At 71.5% G+C, this 16325-nt stretch carries 17 protein-coding genes and 1 pseudogene; 7 read left to right on the top strand and 11 right to left on the bottom strand.

From position 1 onward, the window contains the following. Positions 1-230: 230 nt before the first annotated feature. Genes ABZX85_RS04415 through ABZX85_RS04405 form a run of 3 tightly spaced genes read right to left on the bottom strand, consistent with a single transcriptional unit; the run spans position 231 to position 2129 of the window. Positions 231-998: a DUF3710 domain-containing protein gene (locus tag ABZX85_RS04415; protein WP_355862459.1), complete on the bottom strand. Its 768-nt coding sequence runs from the start codon at positions 996-998 to the stop codon at positions 231-233. A 1-nt stretch (position 999) separates the two neighbouring features. Next, positions 1000-1548 carry a dUTP diphosphatase gene (dut, locus tag ABZX85_RS04410; RefSeq protein ID WP_355862458.1) on the bottom strand — a complete coding sequence of 183 codons (549 nt, stop codon included), beginning with the start codon at positions 1546-1548 and terminating at the stop codon, positions 1000-1002. After that, complete coding sequence (locus ABZX85_RS04405; protein WP_355862457.1) at positions 1545-2129, bottom strand: PaaI family thioesterase; 585 nt, start codon at positions 2127-2129, stop codon at positions 1545-1547. The genes dut and ABZX85_RS04405 overlap by 4 nt, the downstream gene beginning before the upstream one ends. Before the next feature lie 128 nt (positions 2130-2257). Here ABZX85_RS04405 and ABZX85_RS04400 point away from each other — a divergent pair, with 128 nt between their 5' ends. Further along, positions 2258-2722 (top strand): DUF3093 domain-containing protein, encoded by a 465-nt coding sequence (locus tag ABZX85_RS04400; RefSeq protein ID WP_355862456.1) that lies wholly within the window; start codon positions 2258-2260, stop codon positions 2720-2722. Between the two features lie 15 nt (positions 2723-2737). On the opposite strand, the gene ABZX85_RS04395 is transcribed toward ABZX85_RS04400, so the two are convergent. From ABZX85_RS04395 to ABZX85_RS04380, 4 genes are all read right to left on the bottom strand, one after another. Further along, positions 2738-3673, bottom strand: a complete 936-nt coding sequence (locus tag ABZX85_RS04395; protein WP_355862455.1) for a hypothetical protein — start codon at positions 3671-3673, stop codon at positions 2738-2740. Positions 3674-3686: 13 nt separating this feature from the next. Next, complete coding sequence (locus tag ABZX85_RS04390) at positions 3687-3983, bottom strand: DUF4193 domain-containing protein (protein ID WP_043504706.1); 297 nt, start codon at positions 3981-3983, stop codon at positions 3687-3689. A 397-nt stretch (positions 3984-4380) separates the two neighbouring features. Then, positions 4381-5643 carry a HAMP domain-containing sensor histidine kinase gene (locus tag ABZX85_RS04385; RefSeq protein ID WP_355862454.1) on the bottom strand — a complete coding sequence of 421 codons (1263 nt, stop codon included), beginning with the start codon at positions 5641-5643 and terminating at the stop codon, positions 4381-4383. Between the two features lie 6 nt (positions 5644-5649). Beyond that, the gene (locus ABZX85_RS04380; RefSeq protein ID WP_010353034.1) at positions 5650-6303 is read right to left on the bottom strand and encodes a response regulator transcription factor; all 654 of its coding nucleotides are present in this window, start codon (positions 6301-6303) and stop codon (positions 5650-5652) included. A gap of 451 nt (positions 6304-6754) precedes the next feature. Here ABZX85_RS04380 and ABZX85_RS04375 point away from each other — a divergent pair, with 451 nt between their 5' ends. Further along, a complete protein-coding gene (locus ABZX85_RS04375; RefSeq protein ID WP_187746768.1) occupies positions 6755-6919 on the top strand; it encodes a hypothetical protein in 165 nt (54 codons plus the stop codon). Between the two features lie 115 nt (positions 6920-7034). Here the strand turns inward: ABZX85_RS04375 and ABZX85_RS04370 are convergent, their stop codons facing one another. Beyond that, entirely contained in the window at positions 7035-7868 is an 834-nt protein-coding gene (locus tag ABZX85_RS04370; RefSeq protein WP_355862453.1) for an inositol monophosphatase family protein, read from the bottom strand. Positions 7869-7876: 8 nt separating this feature from the next. Beyond that, positions 7877-9004, bottom strand: coding sequence for a ferrochelatase (locus ABZX85_RS04365; protein ID WP_355862452.1), 1128 nt, complete (start codon positions 9002-9004; stop codon positions 7877-7879). A 227-nt stretch (positions 9005-9231) separates the two neighbouring features. Between ABZX85_RS04365 and ABZX85_RS04360 the strand changes: the two genes are divergently transcribed. Next, complete coding sequence (locus ABZX85_RS04360; protein ID WP_355862451.1) at positions 9232-10470, top strand: MFS transporter; 1239 nt, start codon at positions 9232-9234, stop codon at positions 10468-10470. Beyond that, complete coding sequence (locus ABZX85_RS04355) at positions 10430-11749, top strand: D-arabinono-1,4-lactone oxidase (protein WP_355862450.1); 1320 nt, start codon at positions 10430-10432, stop codon at positions 11747-11749. Before ABZX85_RS04360 ends, ABZX85_RS04355 begins: the two co-directional genes overlap by 41 nt. On the opposite strand, the gene ABZX85_RS04350 is transcribed toward ABZX85_RS04355, so the two are convergent. Continuing rightward, entirely contained in the window at positions 11673-12362 is a 690-nt protein-coding gene (locus ABZX85_RS04350; RefSeq protein ID WP_355862449.1) for a hypothetical protein, read from the bottom strand. The genes ABZX85_RS04355 and ABZX85_RS04350 overlap by 77 nt on opposite strands. A gap of 483 nt (positions 12363-12845) precedes the next feature. Here ABZX85_RS04350 and sepH point away from each other — a divergent pair, with 483 nt between their 5' ends. Further along, the gene (gene sepH, locus ABZX85_RS04345) at positions 12846-13868 is read left to right on the top strand and encodes a septation protein SepH (RefSeq protein WP_355862448.1); all 1023 of its coding nucleotides are present in this window, start codon (positions 12846-12848) and stop codon (positions 13866-13868) included. 90 nt (positions 13869-13958) lie between these two features. Here sepH and ABZX85_RS04340 read toward each other — a convergent pair whose 3' ends face one another. Beyond that, the gene (locus ABZX85_RS04340) at positions 13959-14807 is read right to left on the bottom strand and encodes a sulfurtransferase (protein WP_355862447.1); all 849 of its coding nucleotides are present in this window, start codon (positions 14805-14807) and stop codon (positions 13959-13961) included. 272 nt (positions 14808-15079) lie between these two features. Between ABZX85_RS04340 and ABZX85_RS04335 the strand changes: the two genes are divergently transcribed. Beyond that, positions 15080-15868 carry a VOC family protein gene (locus ABZX85_RS04335; protein ID WP_355862446.1) on the top strand — a complete coding sequence of 263 codons (789 nt, stop codon included), beginning with the start codon at positions 15080-15082 and terminating at the stop codon, positions 15866-15868. Positions 15869-15889: 21 nt separating this feature from the next. Beyond that, positions 15890-16318, top strand: a pseudogene (locus ABZX85_RS04330) (DUF4352 domain-containing protein); the annotation flags it as partial. Positions 16319-16325 lie beyond the last annotated feature (7 nt).

Here is a 16325-nt window from a genome sequence, read left to right as displayed (position 1 = left end):
GCGGAGACGTTACGGCCCTTTCGTCAGACAATTCAGACACTCCCTCCGCCGCCGTCGCACCTTTGACAAAACCCTGACACCTCGCCGGTCAGGCCCTTCTTGCCCCTTCATCGGAAGATCCGGGCCGATCGGTTCACGCTCCGCGAGATTTTCTTCCGCCCCCACGAGAACCGCATGCGAAAGGGCCGGGTCCCAGCGGACCCGGCCCTTTCACGGTCTGGCGAAAAACCTCAGCGCACCTCGGTGATCTCCGGCCCGCGCTGCAACTGCCCCATGCCGCCGGAGAAACGCGAGCCCTCGTCCTGCTGCTGGACCCCTTCGGGAACCATCTGGGCGTCGTTCGGCAGCTTGAGGACGATCGGGTCGCGGGGGGCCATCGGACCCTCGCCGCGCACGACGACCGTGTCCCGGAAGATCTGCTCGAGGAGCCCGGCGGCCTGCGGCTGCACCGCGCCCTGCCCGGAGATCACCCCGCGCAGGAACCACCGCGGCCCGTCCACGCCGACGAACCGCACGACGTGGAACCCGCTCTGTCCGTCCGGCAGCTGCACCGGCACCTGCGCGCGCAGCTCCCAGCCCAGCGGACCCTCGACCTCGTCGATGATGCCGCCCTGCTGGGTGATCCCGGAGGCGATCTCCTCGCGCACCTCGCCCCAGATGCCCTCGCGCTTGGGCGCGGCGAACGCCTGGAGCTGGACGGCGCTGTCGCGCAGCACGACGGTCGCCGCGACGATCGCGTCGCCCGCGACCTCGACCCGCAGCTCCATGCCGTCGACGCCGGGCACGAAGAGCCCGCCGAGGTCGACACGGCCCTCGGCGGGGTCGCTCACCTCGGTGTCGTCCCAGGGGCCGTCGGGCCGGGGCTCGGGTTCGAGCCGCACGCGCTCGCGCGGGCGCCCGTCCGTCTCGTCCGCCTCAGTGTCGACGCTGTCGACGACCTGCTCGGCCTCGCCGGCCGCGCCCTCGGCGGCATCCTTCTTCTTGCGACGTCCGAACACGTCACTGTCCTTCCCGGTCGGATACGACCGAAGCGTATCGATTCCCACCCGTTGTGCCGCCCGTGGCGGCGTCACCGGTCGTACTGTCCGTCCCCACCGCGGCGTGGCCGCCGGTGGACCCGAAGCCCCCCTCGCCCCGAGCCGAGCCGGGAAGTTCCGCGACCTCGTGGAAGCGGACCCTCTCGACCTGCTGGACGACCAGTTGGGCAATCCGGTCGAAGCGCTCGAACCGCACGGCCTCGCGCGGATCGAGATTCACCACGATCACCTTGATCTCCCCACGGTACCCGGCATCAACCGTCCCCGGGGCATTCACAAGGGCTACTCCGCACCGGGCCGCGAGCCCGGAGCGGGGGTGCACGAAGGCCGCGTACCCCTCGGGGAGGGCGATCGCGACCCCGGTGGGCAGGACGGCCCGCTCACCGGGTTTCAGTTCGCACGCCTCGGTGGTGCGCAGATCGGCTCCCGCGTCACCGGGCTGCGCGTACGCGGGGAGCGGCACGCCGGGGTCGACGCGCCTGATCCGCACGTTCAGGGGTTCACGGCTCACGGGTTCACCTCGAAGGCGCGCAGGCGCCGCATCTGGTCCGGGTCGTCCCGTACGGCCCGGATCTCTTCCGCCCGGCCGTGGTCCACGAAGTGCGCGACCGGGACCTCTATGAACAGGGCGTCCGCGCGGACGGCGACGGGCCCTTCGGGGCCGCCGATCCGGCCGGTCGCCGTGGAGTAGACCTTCCGCCCCTGGACGGCCTTGACCCGGCCCGCCAGGTGGAGCGTCGCCCCTATGGGGACGGGCCGCACGAAGTCGGTCTCCAGCCGGCCCGTGACGGCGACGGTGCGCAGCAGCCAGTTCAGCGAGCCGAGCAGTTCGTCGAGGGCGGCGGTGAGCACTCCGCCGTGGGCGAGGCCGGGGGCGCCCTGGTGGGCGGGGCGGACGGCGAACTCCGCGGTCGCCGTGACGCCCTCGCCCGCGCGGGGCGTCAGGTGCAGTCCGTGGGCCTGGCCCTCGCCGCATCCGAAACACTGTTCGTAGTGGGTGCCCAGAAGCTCGCCGGGCGCGGGAGCGTCGGGGTGCCGCACCGGTTCCAGGGCGCCGGCCGGAGGCTGAAGAGCTGCGGAAGTACCACTCACAGCCGCAGACCTTACCCGCCCGTCCCTCACCCTCGGCCACCCTGTGCTCACCGCTCTTACCCACCGGTCACCTCGGCGCGCCCCGCCCCGGCCCCGGCGGTGTCGGTTCCCCGTGCCAAGCTTGGCCCATGCAGCTCTCCACGGCCCCGTACGAAGAACGTCTCACCGCCCCCCGCTCGTGGTGGTTCCTGTCCTTCCTCGTGGGTGTCTCGGCGGCCCTGATCATGCTGCCGTTCGGCACCCTGCCGCTGCTCGGCGGCCTGGTCGGCGGTACGGCGGTGGCGGCCGTCGTGGCCAGCGCGTACGGCTCGCCGCGCATCCGCGTGGTGGGCGGTTTCCTGATCGCCGGGGACGCGAAGATCCCGGTGACGGCGCTCGGCGAGGCGGAGGTCCTGGACCAGGAGGAGGCGCGCGCCTGGCGCACGTACAAGGCGGACACGCGCGCGTACCTGCTGCTGCGCGCGTACATCCCGGGCGCGCTGCGCGTTCTCGTGACCGACCCCGAGGACCCGACGCCGTACCTGTACCTGTCGACCCGGGAGCCGCAGCGGCTGGCGCAGGCCCTCAAGGAGGCCCGCGAGGCCACCGTCTAGGCGTCCGCCGGGGCGTCAGCCCTCAAGTTCCCCGCGTCCGGCCCGTTCGTCGATCACGAGCGGGTCGGCCGGTTTTTCCAGGGCCGGGAGGGCGGTCAGGGCGGTCCAGGGGACCTGGCGCTCGCGGAGGTCCTTGCGGAGTTTGGCGGCGACCTTTCTGGTGTCTCGGCGGTTCATGACGGCCCCGACGGCGGCGCCGACCAGGAAGGGGGTCAGGTTCGGCAGGTTGCGCACCATGCGCTTCATGATCTGCTGGCGCAGTTCGCGCTTCATCTGGCCGCCGAGCGCGGAGTTCACGGAGGACGGCTTGAGGACGTCCACGCCGCGTTCGCCGGACCAGGAGCGCAGGTAGGCGGTGCTGCGGTCCTTGAGGTTGCCGGGAGGCCGCAGGCCGTACACCTCGTGGAGTTCGGCGATCAGTTTGAGCTCGATCGCGGCGACGCCGGTGATCTCCGCCGCCAGTTCCGCGGGCATCGCGGGCGGGACAGGCAGCATCGCCGCGGCGCCGACGCCCGCGCCGACGGTCGCCGACGCGTTCGCGGCGCCCGCCACGAGCTTGTCCGCGAGCTCCTCGGGCCCGAGTCCGGGGAACTGCCCCTGGAGCGTCCTGAGGTCGCGTACGGGGATTCTGGGGGCGTTCTCGATGATCCGGTCCGCGAGGTACCCGAGGCCCGCCTTCGCCCGGCTGTGGCCCTTGTGGAGGCCGTCCCGGGCGAGGTCCCAGGCTCTGTCCCTGATCACCGCGGCCGACCGCCTGGCGACGGCCGCGGTGCTCTGTGCCGGTGCCGGGAGTTCCGATGACTCGGTCCCGTCGCCGGCCGGTTCGAGCGAGGTCGATCCTGGGTCGGACGAACCTCGCTCGTCTTCATGCACGCCGAGAGGGTCGGACGACCCTTTGTCCGCTCTCCCCAGGGGGAAGCGGCGCTTCCGAGGAGAGGTCGAGCCAGTCACGGCCGACCCTCCCTCAGTCGCAGTCGCGGCAGATCGGCTGACCGTTCTTCTCGCGGGCCAGCTGGCTGCGGTGGTGCACCAGGAAGCAGCTCATGCAGGTGAACTCGTCCTGCTGCTTGGGCAGCACCCGGACAGCCAGCTCCTCGTTGGAGAGGTCGGCTCCGGGCAGTTCGAGGCCCTCGGCGGCCTCGAACTCGTCGACGTCGACCGAAGAGGCCGACTTGTCGTTCCTCCGGGCCTTCAGCTCTTCAAGGCTGTCGGAGTCGACATCGTCGTCGGTCTTGCGTGGGGTGTCGTAATCGGTTGCCATATTCGCTCTCCCCCTCTGGGTGAATGAGGTGTCTCCAGCGCACGTAACGCGTGAGAGGCCGGACTTGTGCCCGCCTTGAGGCGGAGATTTTGCCTCACATCAAGGTCTGTTACTCAATCGACACCCGACCGGAGCCCTCGCGGGTGATCGGGTCGGTTGGCGATCGGGACCGTACACGGTCCGAATGTCGCACTTCAAAGGCGTCCCACCGTGTACTTCCCGTCATCAGGACCCCCGAAAACCCGGATTTTCCGGGCCTTACGGCAGCCTTCATGATCACAGTGAGTAGATGGCCGGAAATTCGCCTTTGTGATCGATCACACACATGAGCACGGGGAAGAAGCCCCGAAAATTCCGCGCAAAGCGAACACCCTCGCGTGTGTCGGGCCCCATGATCTCAGAGCGGCAGGGTGACACGCATCACCAGTCCCCCTCCCTCCCGCGGCTGGGCCGCGATGTGCCCGCCGTGCGCCCGCGCCACCGACCTCGCGATCGACAGCCCGAGCCCCACCCCCTTGTCGCTGCCCGTACGCTCCGTACGCAGCCGCCGGAACGGCTCGAAGAGGTTGTCGATCTCGTACGCCGGGACCACCGGTCCGGTGTTCGACACCACCAGCACCGCCTGTCCGTGCTGCACCTCGGTGGTGACCTCCACCCAGCCGTCCTCGGGGACGTTGTAGCGCACCGCGTTCTGCACCAGGTTCAGCGCGATCCGCTCCAGCAGGACGCCGTTGCCCTGGACGACGGCGGTCTGCCGCTCGCCCCGGATCTCGACGCCCTTGGCCTGGGCCTCGCCGTGCGCCTGGTCGATCGCCTGCTTGGCCACCTCGGCGAGGTCCACCGGCTTGCGCTCGACGATCTGGTTGTCGCTGCGGGCGAGCAGCAGCAGGCCCTCCACGAGCTGCTCGCTGCGCTCGTTGGTGGCCAGCAGGGTCTTGCCGAGCTGCTGGAGCTCCACGGGCGCGCCCGGGTCCGAGAGATGGACCTCCAGGAGCGTCCGGTTGATCGCGAGCGGCGTACGCAGCTCGTGGGACGCGTTCCCGACGAACCTCTGCTGCGCCGTGAACGCCCGCTGGAGGCGCGCCAGCATGTCGTCCAGGGTGTCCGCCAGCTCCTTCAGCTCGTCGTCCGGGCCGTCCAGCTCGATCCGGCGGGACAGGTCCGAACCGGCGACCGCGCGCGCGGTGCGCGTGATGCGGCCGAGCGGGGTGAGCACCCGGCCCGCCATCGCGTACCCGAAGGCGAACGCGATGACCGCGAGGCCCAGGAGGGCCAGCAGGGAGCGGCTGAGGAGGTTGTCCAGGGCGTCCTGGCGGCGCTGGTCGATGCAGGAGCTGATCGCCGCGTTGAACGTCGACAGGTACACCTCGCCGTCCGCGTTGGACGCGGCGTTCACCGCCGGGCAGTACGAACTCGCCACGTTCATCTTGCTGCCGGCGACGATCTTGAACGGTGGCTGGTTCCCCGTGTTGATCGCCTGCGCGGCCAGCAGGTAGATGATCGACAGCAGCAGGATGCCGGCGATCAGGAACATGCCGCCGTACAGCAGGGTGAGCCGTATCCGGATCGTCGGACGCAGCCACGGGAACGGCAGTTCGGGACGGCGGGGGTCCCAGGTGGGCTTCGGGGGCGCCTGGGGAGGCGCGGGTGTCGCGGCCACGGTGGATCAGATCCGGTAGCCGGAGCCGGGCACGGTCACGATGACCGGCGGCTCACCGAGCTTGCGCCGCAGCGTCATGACCGTGACGCGGACGACGTTGGTGAACGGGTCCGTGTTCTCGTCCCACGCCTTCTCCAGGAGCTGTTCCGCCGAGACGACGGCCCCTTCGGAACGCATCAGCACCTCCAGCACCGCGAACTCCTTGGGCGCCAGCTGGACCTCTCGCCCGTCCCGGAAGACCTCCCGGCGGTTCGGGTCCAGCTTGATGCCCGCGCGCTCCAGGACCGGCGGCAGCGGCACGCTGGTGCGCCGGCCCAGGGCGCGCACGCGGGCGATCAGCTCGCTGAACGCGAAGGGCTTCGGCAGGTAGTCGTCGGCGCCGATCTCCAGGCCCTCGACACGGTCGCTGACGTCTCCGGACGCCGTCAGCATCAGCACGCGCGTGGGCATGCCGAGTTCGACGATCTTGCGGCAGACGTCGTCGCCGTGGACGAGCGGGAGGTCGCGGTCGAGGACGACCACGTCGTAGTCGTTGACGCCGATGCGCTCCAGGGCCGCCGCACCGTCGTACACGACGTCGACGGCCATGGCCTCCCGGCGCAGTCCGGTGGCCACCGCATCGGCGAGCAGTTGCTCGTCCTCGACGACGAGTACGCGCACGTCGCTTGTCCTTCCTGTGTCCACCCGCGTAGCTGTCCGGGACTGGGCCGATAGCGCGGGCAGGGGTATCCAGCATGTGTGGACCCCATCCTGCCCTTTTCGGCCATAAGTCGGCTGTAAGGCGGGAGAGGACCTGAGGAGGAGGTCCGGTGAGCGCCGGATGAAATGAAGGTGTGAAGCCCGGGAATGCCAGATTTTCTCGTCGGGTTGAGGTTTCCGTGGAAGGGAGCGGGGGGAGGAAGCGTTACACCCCGCGATCACACTCTGTCTGTGCCGCACTCCCGTGCGGTACGGCCGCTTTCGTTTCGTCTCGCAGAGCGGACGTGGGTGCTCGGCACCGACGCCGCCCAGCGCGTCCGGTGTGCTGGGCATCTGCCGCAGACGTGATCGCCCCTTCCGACTGGCACACCCCCGTGCCATCGACCCACGACCCAGGACGAGGGGGCGCAGCATGGACGCTTTCACGACAGGACTCCTCCAGCGCATAAGGGCGACCGAAACCGACCTGAGCCGTGCACGTGACGAGGGCGACGACTTCCTCGTCGAGGTGGAGCAGGCGGAACTCGACGATCTGCGGCGGCTCGCCGCGGAGCACGGTGTCGAGGTCGGCGCCTAGACCGGTGTGAGAGGTGTGCGCAGTTCGGCCTGAGAGGTCCCGTTTCTCCGGCTGACGAGGAGAGCCCCCGGCGAATCCAGCGCCGGGGGCTCTCCTCGTTCGCGTCCGTCCGGGGTCAGTCCCGCCAGGCGCCGAGGCTCTCCAGGAGCTCCTGGAGGGGCGTGAAGACCCCGGGGGGAGCCGCGATCGTCAGCTCCGTCGACAGGGGGATGCCCTTGCGGCCGCCCGTGAGCGCGCCGGCCTCCCTCGCGATCAGGTCGCCGGCCGCGTAGTCCCAGGGGTTCAGGCCGCGTTCGTAGTAGCCGTCCAGGCGGCCCGCGGCGACGTCGCAGAGGTCGATGGCGGCCGAGCCGCCCCGGCGGATGTCGCGGACCTGGGGGATCAGGGCGGCGGCGACGGCCGCCTGGGAGGTGCGGCGTTCGGTGGTGTAGCCGAAGCCGGTGGAGATCAGGGCCCGCTCCAGCGGGGGCGCCTCACGGACCGTCAGCGGGCGGGGCGCCTCCCCGTCCGCCGTGATCCGGGCGCCCCGGCCGCGCACGGCCTCGTAGGTCTCGCCGCGCAGGGGGGCGTACACCACTCCGACGACCGTCTCGCCGTCCTGCTGGGCGGCGATGGAGACGGCCCAACTGGGGAGGCCGTAGAGGTAGTTGACGGTGCCGTCGAGGGGGTCGATGATCCAGCGGACGCCGGAGGTGCCGGGCGCGGAGGCGCCCTCCTCGCCCAGGAAGCCGTCGTCCGGGCGGTGTTCGCCTATCAGGCCGGTGATGAGCTTCTCGGCCGCGATGTCCATCTCGGTGACGACGTCGACGGCGCTCGACTTGGTGTGGGCGACCGTGAGGTCGCTGGGGCGGCCGTCGCGCAGGAGGGCGCCCGCGTGGGCGGCGGCTTCCTTGGCCAGGCCGAGGAGTTCGTCGTACAGGGGCTCGGCGGGCAAGGGCTCGTCGGTCATGGGGCTCCTCACGCGTAGGGGCTGTCGGCGCCCGCGGCGGCGGGCTTGGGGGCTCGGGCGGGGCAGCAGCCGACGGGGCAGAGGTCCGCGGTCGCGCCGAGGGCGCCCAGGGCGCAGGGGGTGACCTCGCGGCCGGACTCGCCGGCCGCGCGCTCCAGGACGAGGTCGCGGACGGCGGCGGCGAAGCGCGGGTCGGCGCCGACGGTGGCCGAGCGGCGCATGGGGAGGCCCAGTTCCCCGGCCTTGGCCTTGGCCTCGGTGTCGAGGTCGTAGAGGACCTCCATGTGGTCGGAGACGAAGCCGATGGGCGCGATGACCACCGAGGGGGTGCCCGCCTCGTGGAGCGCCTCCAGGTGGTCGCAGATGTCGGGCTCCAGCCACGGGATGTGCGGGGCGCCGGAGCGGGACTGGTAGACGAGCTGCCAGGGGTGGTCGACGCCGGTGCGCTCGCGGACGGCGTCGGCGACGAGCTGGGCCGTCTCCAGATGCTGCTCGACGTACGCGCCGCCGTCGCCGTGCGCCTCGACGGGGCCGGAGGTGTCGGCGGCGGCGGTGGGGATGGAGTGCGTCGAGAAGGCGAGGTGGGCGCCGTCCCGGACGTCCGCCGGGAGGGCGGCGAGGGACTCCACCACGCCGTCGACCATGGGGGCGAGGAAGCCCGGGTGGTTGAAGTAGTGGCGCAGTTTGTCGACCTTCGGGAGGTCGAGGCCCTCGGCCTCCAGGGCGGCCAGGGACTCGGCGAGGTTCTCGCGGTACTGACGGCAGCCCGAGTAGGAGGCGTAGGCGCTGGTGGCCAGCACGAGGACGCGGCGACGACCGTCGGCGACCATCTCGCGCAGGGTGTCCGTCAGGTACGGGGCCCAGTTGCGGTTGCCCCAGTAGATCGGGAGGTCCAGGCCGTGCTCGGCGAAGTCCTTGCGCAGGGCGTCGAGCAGGGCGCGGTTCTGGTCGTTGATCGGGCTGACCCCGCCGAAGAGGAAGTAGTGCTGCCCGACTTCCTTGAGGCGTTCGGTGGGGATGCCTCGCCCACGCGTCACGTTCTCCAGGAACGGGACCACGTCGTCCGGACCTTCGGGGCCGCCGAAGGACAACAGGAGCAGGGCGTCGTAGGGGGTGGCATCGAGCGCGTCTGACATGGGTCGATCCTGCCACCCGGCACTGACAACCGGGAAACGGCGGGGTGTCCTGCGGGAGTTCCCGGGCCGTCGGAGGTGGTGCGGCCGGGTGCCCCGGGCCGTAAGCTGTACGGGCCGCGTTGGCACCTTACGGAACTCTGGTCACGGGGTCCGTACCGCAGAGCCGCCACCACCGCGTCCCGCCGAGCCGCCGGCCGGACGCGGTCTTCGCACGACCGGAGACCGCCTTGGCCAGCCCCTACCGCGCACTGTTCGCCGCACCCGGCACGAAGGGCTTCGCCGCCGCCGGGTTCGTCGGGCGGATGCCGCTGTCGATGATGGGCATCGGTGTGGTCACGATGATCTCCCAGCTGACCGGCCGGTACGGCCTCGCGGGCGCCCTGTCGGCGACGATCGCGCTGTCCGCCGCGCTGGTCGGCCCGCAGATCTCCCGGCTGGTCGACCAGCACGGCCAGCGCCGGGTGCTGCGCCCGGCGACGCTGGTCGCGCTGGTCGCGGCGGCCGGGATGCTGGTGGCGGCGCACTGGTCGTGGCCGGACTGGTCGCTGTTCGTCTTCTCGGCGGGCATCGGGGCGGTGCCGAGCCTCGGCGCGATGGTCCGCGCGCGGTGGGCCGCCCTGTACCGGGGGACGCCTCAGCTGCACACGGCGTACTCGTTCGAGTCGGTCGTCGACGAGGTGTGCTTCATCTTTGGGCCGATCATCTCGATCGGCCTGTCGACCGCCTGGTTCCCGGAGGCGGGGCCGCTGCTGGCGGCGTGCTTCCTCGCGGTGGGCGTCTTCTGGCTGACCGCCCAGCGGGCCACCGAGCCGAAGCCGCACCCGCGCGAGCGGCACGGCTCGGGTTCGGCGCTGCGCTCCCCGGGCCTCCAGGTGCTGGTGGCCACGTTCGTGGCCACGGGGGCGATCTTCGGAGCGGTGGACGTGGTGACCGTCGCGTTCGCGGACGAGCGGGGCCACAAGGCCGCGGCGAGCCTCGTCCTCGCGGTGTACGCGGCCGGCTCGTGCGTGGCGGGGCTGGTGTTCGGCCTGATGCGCGTCGCCGGGCCCCCGCAAAGGCGCTGGCTGCTGGGCATCCTGGCGATGGCCGTGAGTATGATCCCCCTCCTACTGGTCGGAAACTTGCCGTTTCTGGCCGTGGCGCTCTTCGTCGCGGGCCTGTCCATCGCTCCCACGATGATCACGACGATGTCCCTGATCGAAGAGCACGTACCACGCACGCAGCTCACCGAGGGCATGACCTGGATCAGCACCGGGCTCGCGGTGGGCGTCGCGCTGGGCTCCTCGGCGGCCGGATGGGTGATCGACGCCGCCGGGGCGCGGGCGGGGTACGGGGTTCCGGCGGTGTCCGGTGCCGTCGCGGTCGTGGTCGGTTTCCTGGGGTACCGCCGGCTCAGCAGGCCGGCTACGGGTCGGGGAGGCACCGTTGAGCAGCACAGCGAGCGGGAAGAGCGGCACGTGGCGTAACTGGGGAGGGAACGTCGTCGCCCGTCCCGCGCGGGAGGTCGAGCCCGCCTCCGTGGAGGAGCTGGCCGCCGCCGTACGGCAGGCCGCCGAGGACGGTCTGAAGGTGAAGGCCGTCGGTACGGGGCACTCGTTCACGTCGATCGCGGCGACCGACGGTGTGTTGATCCGCCCTCAACTGTTGACCGGTATCCGCAACATCGACCGGGACGACATGACGGTCACGGTCGAGGCGGGTACCCCGCTCAAGCGGCTCAACCTGGCCCTCGCGCGCGAGGGCCTGTCGCTCGCCAACATGGGCGACATCATGGAGCAGACGGTCTCCGGTTCCACGTCGACCGGCACGCACGGCACGGGCCGGGAGTCCGCCTCGATCGCCGCGCAGATCAAGGGGCTTGAGCTGGTGACGGCGGACGGCTCCGTCCTCACCTGCTCCGAGAAGGAGAACCCCGAGGTCTTCGCCGCCGCGCGGATCGGCCTGGGCGCGCTCGGCATCGTCACCGCGATCACGTTCGCCGTGGAGCCGCTCTTCCTGCTGACCGCGCGGGAGGAGCCGATGCCGTTCGAGACGGTGCTCGCCGAGTTCGATCAGCTGTGGGCGGAGAACGAGCACTTCGAGTTCTACTGGTTCCCGCACACCGGGAGCACCAACACCAAGCGCAACAACCGCAGCGCCGGCCCGCGCCGGCCGGTGGGGCAGGTGAAGGGCTGGGTCGAGGACGAGCTGCTGTCCAACGGCGTCTTCCAGGTGGCCCAGTGGGTCGGCCGGGCGGTGCCCGCGACGATCCCGACGATCGCCCAGGTCTCCAGCAAGGCGCTCTCCGCGCGGACGTACACCGACATCCCGTTCCGGGTGTTCACCTCGCCGCGCCGGGTGCGGTTCGTGGAGATGGAGTACGCCGTTCCGCGCGAGGCGGTGACCGGGGTGCTGCGCGAGCTGAAGGCGGTCGTCGACCGTTCGGGGCTGCGGGTCAGCTTCCCCGTGGAGGTGCGCACCGCGCCGGCCGACGACATCACACTGTCCACGGCGTCCGGCCGCGACAGCGCGTACGTCGCCGTCCACATGGTCCGGGGCACGGCCTACCAGGCGTACTTCACGGCCGCCGAGCGCATCTTCACGGCGCACGAGGGGCGCCCGCACTGGGGCAAGGTGCACACCCGGGACGCGGAGTACTTCACGCGCGTGTACCCGCGCTTCGGGGAGTTCACCGCGCTGCGGGACCGGTTGGACCCGGATCGGCTGTTCCAGAACGACTATCTGCGGAGGGTTCTGGGGCAGTAGCGGACGGACTCGGCGCGGGCGTCGCCTCGTCGGCGCCCGCGGTCGGCGAGGGGCTCGGGGTCGCCTCCGGGGCCGACGGGCTGGGGGTCGCCTCGCCCTGAGAGGAGTCCGCAGAGCCGGAGGAGTCCGAGGCGTCAGAGGAGCCCGGGGACGGTGTGTTCTCCGGGGTCGTCGAGCGGGAGTCCCCGGACGACCGGCCGCTGTCGGAGACCGCGTCGCTGACGGTCGTCCCCCCGCCGCCGCTGAAGCTGCTCCCGGACGCCAGTTCGTAGGCGGTGATGCCGGTCATCGTGACGCCGAAGACGAGGACGGCCGCGACGACGGGCCGCCGCAGCCCTCTCCCCCGCGCGCGGTGCACCGTCCCCGCCGAGTACTCCCCCGGTGCCGGGGCCTGTTCCGCGCCGGCGGGGACGGTCGCCTCGCGCAGTTGCTCGCCGGTGCGCTTGAAGAAGTGCTGGAAGAGCGAGCCGCCACAGGTCGCGATCACGCTGACGACACCGGCCCCGAGGATCGTGCCGTACACGCCGAAGGACGAGGCGAGTTTGGCGGCGAGCACCGCGGCCAACGCGCTTCCCGCGACCTGCGGAACACTGAGATCGGGCCTTTCACGCATGCCGGGACCTAGCCTGCCTTTCCCCTACTTGATCAATGGTTGATCGTCTATCCACTCAAGAAGGGGACGTCAGGACGAAACCGATAGTTCCGATTCCGGATGATCCGTGAAGTACGCCACGTTCAAGATCCCGAAAACAGGGGGAAGCACGGCCAAGTCGCACCTCTTGCGAGAAGTTGAGGGGCGCGGCAATCCACGCACGTGGCCCAAATGGAGTACTGTTGCGAGCCCTGGGCCCGGCCTCCCTACAGGGTGTCCGGGGCCTTGCTGGACCGCCAGGAGGGGAACCAGTTGCACAGGGTGACGGCGTCAGTCACTTAGCGTGGCGAATAGGTAACCGTGCCATAACGGCGATCCAGGGCCCGTGCCCGACACGCCGGGCAACTCGGCAAGGTTGTGGCAGGCTGCACCCGGGCAGGCCACACTCGACTAGCGGAAGCAGCGACGCACGTGACGTCGGCAGGCACCACCCGGGAGGTCCCCATGCCCGAACTACGGGTCGTGGCCGTCTCGAATGACGGAACACGGCTGGTGCTCAAAGCTGCCGACTCAACGGAGTACACACTCCCCATCGACGAGCGCCTGCGCGCCGCCGTGCGTGGCGACCGGCCCCGGCTCGGCCAGATCGAGATCGAGGTGGAGAGCCACCTCCGCCCCCGCGACATCCAGGCGCGCATACGCGCGGGTGCCACCGCGGAAGAGGTCGCGCAGCTCGCCGGCATCCCCGTCGACCGCGTCCGCCGCTTCGAGGGCCCCGTCCTGGCCGAGCGCGCCTTCATGGCCGAGCGCGCCCGCAAGACCCCCGTACGCCGTCCCGGTGAGAACGCCGGCCCCCAGCTCGGCGAGGCCGTCCAGGAGCGGCTGGTGCTGCGCGGCGCCGAGAAGGACACCGTCCAGTGGGACTCCTGGCGCCGCGACGACGGCACCTGGGAGGTCATGCTGGTCTACCGGGTGGCCGGCGAGCACCACTCCGCGAGCTGGACGTACGACCCGCCCCGCAGGCTCGTCCAGGCCGTGGACAACGAGGCGCGCTCCCTGATCGGCGAGTCCGACGACCTCGCCGCGCCGGAGCCCAGCTTTCCGTTCGTGCCGCGGATCGCGCGGCTGCCCCGGGACCGCCCGCTCGACCGCGAGCGCCCCGCGCCGCCCGCTCCGTCGCCCGCCGAACCGGCCGAGGAGGCGGTGGCCGAACGGGACTCGCTGACCAGCCTGCTGGAGGCCGTACCGAGCTTCCGGGGCGACATGGTCGTACCCGAACGGCCCGCGGAGGACGCCGAGGAGACCGAGCAGGAGGCCGAGGTCGAGGAGCCCCCGGCACCCGCCGCGTCCGCCGGCTCCGCCTACGCGGACGTCCTCATGCCGCGCTCCGTGGGCAGCCACCGGGACCGGCTGATCGGCGCCACCGATCGCCAGGCCGAGGCCGACGGCGTCCGCCCCGGCCGCCGCGCGGCCGTCCCCAGCTGGGACGAGATCGTCTTCGGCACCCGCCGCAAGAAGCAGGAGTAACCACCCCGCGCGGGTGCTCGCGTTTCCGTCAGTCCCGCGCGGGTGCTCGCGGCCCTGCGGGGCGTCCCGCGCGGGTTCCGGTGAACGGTCCTACTGCGGGTCGGCGCCCACCGCGACCGGGCGGGACGGGTCGGCGGACCACTCGGACCAGGAACCGACGTACAGGGCCGCCGGGATGCCCGCCACCGCGAGGGCGAGGACCTCGTGCGCCCCGGAGACGCCCGAACCGCAGTACACCCCGACCTCGGTGCCGCCGTCGGCCCCCAGCGCCCGGAAGCGGTCCTTCAGCTCGCCCGCGGGCAGGAAGCGGCCGTCGGGGCCGACCGACTCGGTGGTGGGCGCGGAGAGCGCCCCGGGGATGTGGCCGCCGACCCGGTCGATGGGCTCGACTTCGCCCCGGTAGCGTTCCCCCGCGCGGGCGTCGAGCAGGACACCGGAGCGGGCGAGGGCGGCGGCGCCGTCCGCGTCCAGGAGACCGGTCGCCCCGGGCACCGGCGTGAAGTCGCCTTCGGCGGGCGCGGGCAGGTCGGCCGAGATCTCCCCCTCCCAGGCCGGCAACCCGCCGTCGAGGACCCGCACGTCCGGGTGACCCGTCCAGCTCAGCAGCCACCACGCGCGTGCGGCGGCCCAGCCCTGCCCTCCGTCGTACACGACCACCGGTGTCGACGCCGAGACGCCCGCCCGGCGCATCGCCGCGCCGAAGCCGTCGAGGTCGGGCAGAGGGTGGCGGCCCGAGGCGCCCGGCGCGCCCGCCAGCTCGCGGTTCAGGTCGACGAAGACGGCTCCCGGGACGTGTCCCGTGGCGTACGCGGCGTGGCCGTCGAAGGGGGGCTGACCCGCCGTCGGGACGCTGAGCTGCCAGCGGACGTCGAGGACCACGGGCGGGTGGTTTCCGGCCAGTTCGGCCGCCAGCTCGGGTGCGGAAATGATGGCGTTCATGGCGCCCATCCTTGCGCACGGGGTGGCCCCGCCGCCGGTGTCCGGTTACTCTGCCCGCCGGGCAAGCTCGATCACCAGGTGTACGGGATCGGGCACACCGAGTACAACCGATCAACACTTGACGGCAATCAATGTGAAACGGGTGCGTCATCAACGTCCCCTCGTGGCGGCGCGCTCCGGGACGCGAGGCCGCGCGGGTGGTGCGAGCATCGGCACGGGGGTTCCAGGGCGGAACGACACGGCCACCGCGAGGGGCCAAGGAGAGAGTGACGATGACCGAGGCACGGGGTTCGGACCGGCACGGCGAGACGCACGGCCGGTACGCACCCGGTACGCCCTGCTGGGTCAGCCTGATGGTGCACGGGCTGACGACGACGGAGGAGTTCTACGGCGAGCTGTTCGGCTGGGAGTTCGTCCCGGGGCCGCGGCAACTGGGCTCCTACGCGCGTGCCTTGCTCGACGGGCGGGACGTCGCGGGCATCGGCCAGTTCCCCGCGGGGCGGCCGATGCCGGTCGCCTGGACGCCCTACCTCGCCTCCGACGACGTCGACCGGGACGCCGAGCGGGTCCGGCTGTGCGGCGGGACCGTAGGCGTGGGGCCCCTCGACGCGGGCGACACCGGCCGCCTCGCCATCTGCTCCGACCCCGCCGGCGCCGTCTTCGGCCTCTGGCAGCCCGCCTCCCACCTCGGCACGGCCCTGACAGGCGCCCACGGCACACCCGCCTGGAACGAACTCCTCACGTACGACACGGAGACGGTCACCAAGTTCTACGAGACGCTCTTCGGCTACGACTCCGACCCCACCCCCGACACGGTGACCCTCCGCCTGGGCGCCCACCCCGTGGCCGCCCTCCACGCCCTCGGCCCCACCCTCCCCCGCGACCGGGGCCCGCACTGGCTGACGTACTTCGAGGTCGATGACACGGACGCGGCCCTGTCCCGGGCGGTGTCTCTGGGCGCCCACGTCGTCTCCCCCGCTACGACCACTCCCCTGGGCCGCACCGCCACACTCGCCGACCCTGAGGGCGCCCGCTTCGCCGTCCTCCAACGCCCCGCCTGACCCCGGCTCGCCGTCTTCTCGGTGCGGGCGGACGATGGTGTCATCTGCCGCTCCGCTGCACCGGGATCGTCCGACGGGAAGGTCGGGGACACGCTGAGTCTCACGGGGAACACGGGGGACGAGAAGCTCGACGTGACGTTTGTCAAGGTGGTCGACCCCGCGCGCGCGAAGGACTCGTACGCGCAGCCCGACTCCGGCAACCGTCTCGTCGCCGTCCAGTTCCGGCTCAAGAACACCGGGACGGAGGTGTACAGCGACGCGCCCTCGAACGGAGCGTCCATCATTGATCAGGACAATCAACGTTTCGATACGACCAGCACCCTGACCACTGCGGGGGCGGACTTCCCAGTCCATGTCCTCATCCGCCCTGGTGACACGGCTCTCGGCTACCTCTCCTTCGAGGTACCGGACAACTCACGGGTGGGCACCGTCCAGTTCTCCATGAACAGCGGCTTCT

This window comes from Streptomyces sp. NPDC004539, assembly GCF_040610055.1.
Lineage (GTDB): Bacteria > Actinomycetota > Actinomycetes > Streptomycetales > Streptomycetaceae > Streptomyces.
The sequence above is the reverse complement of the archived record's forward strand: the minus strand, read 5'-3'. Positions and strand labels throughout refer to the sequence as shown.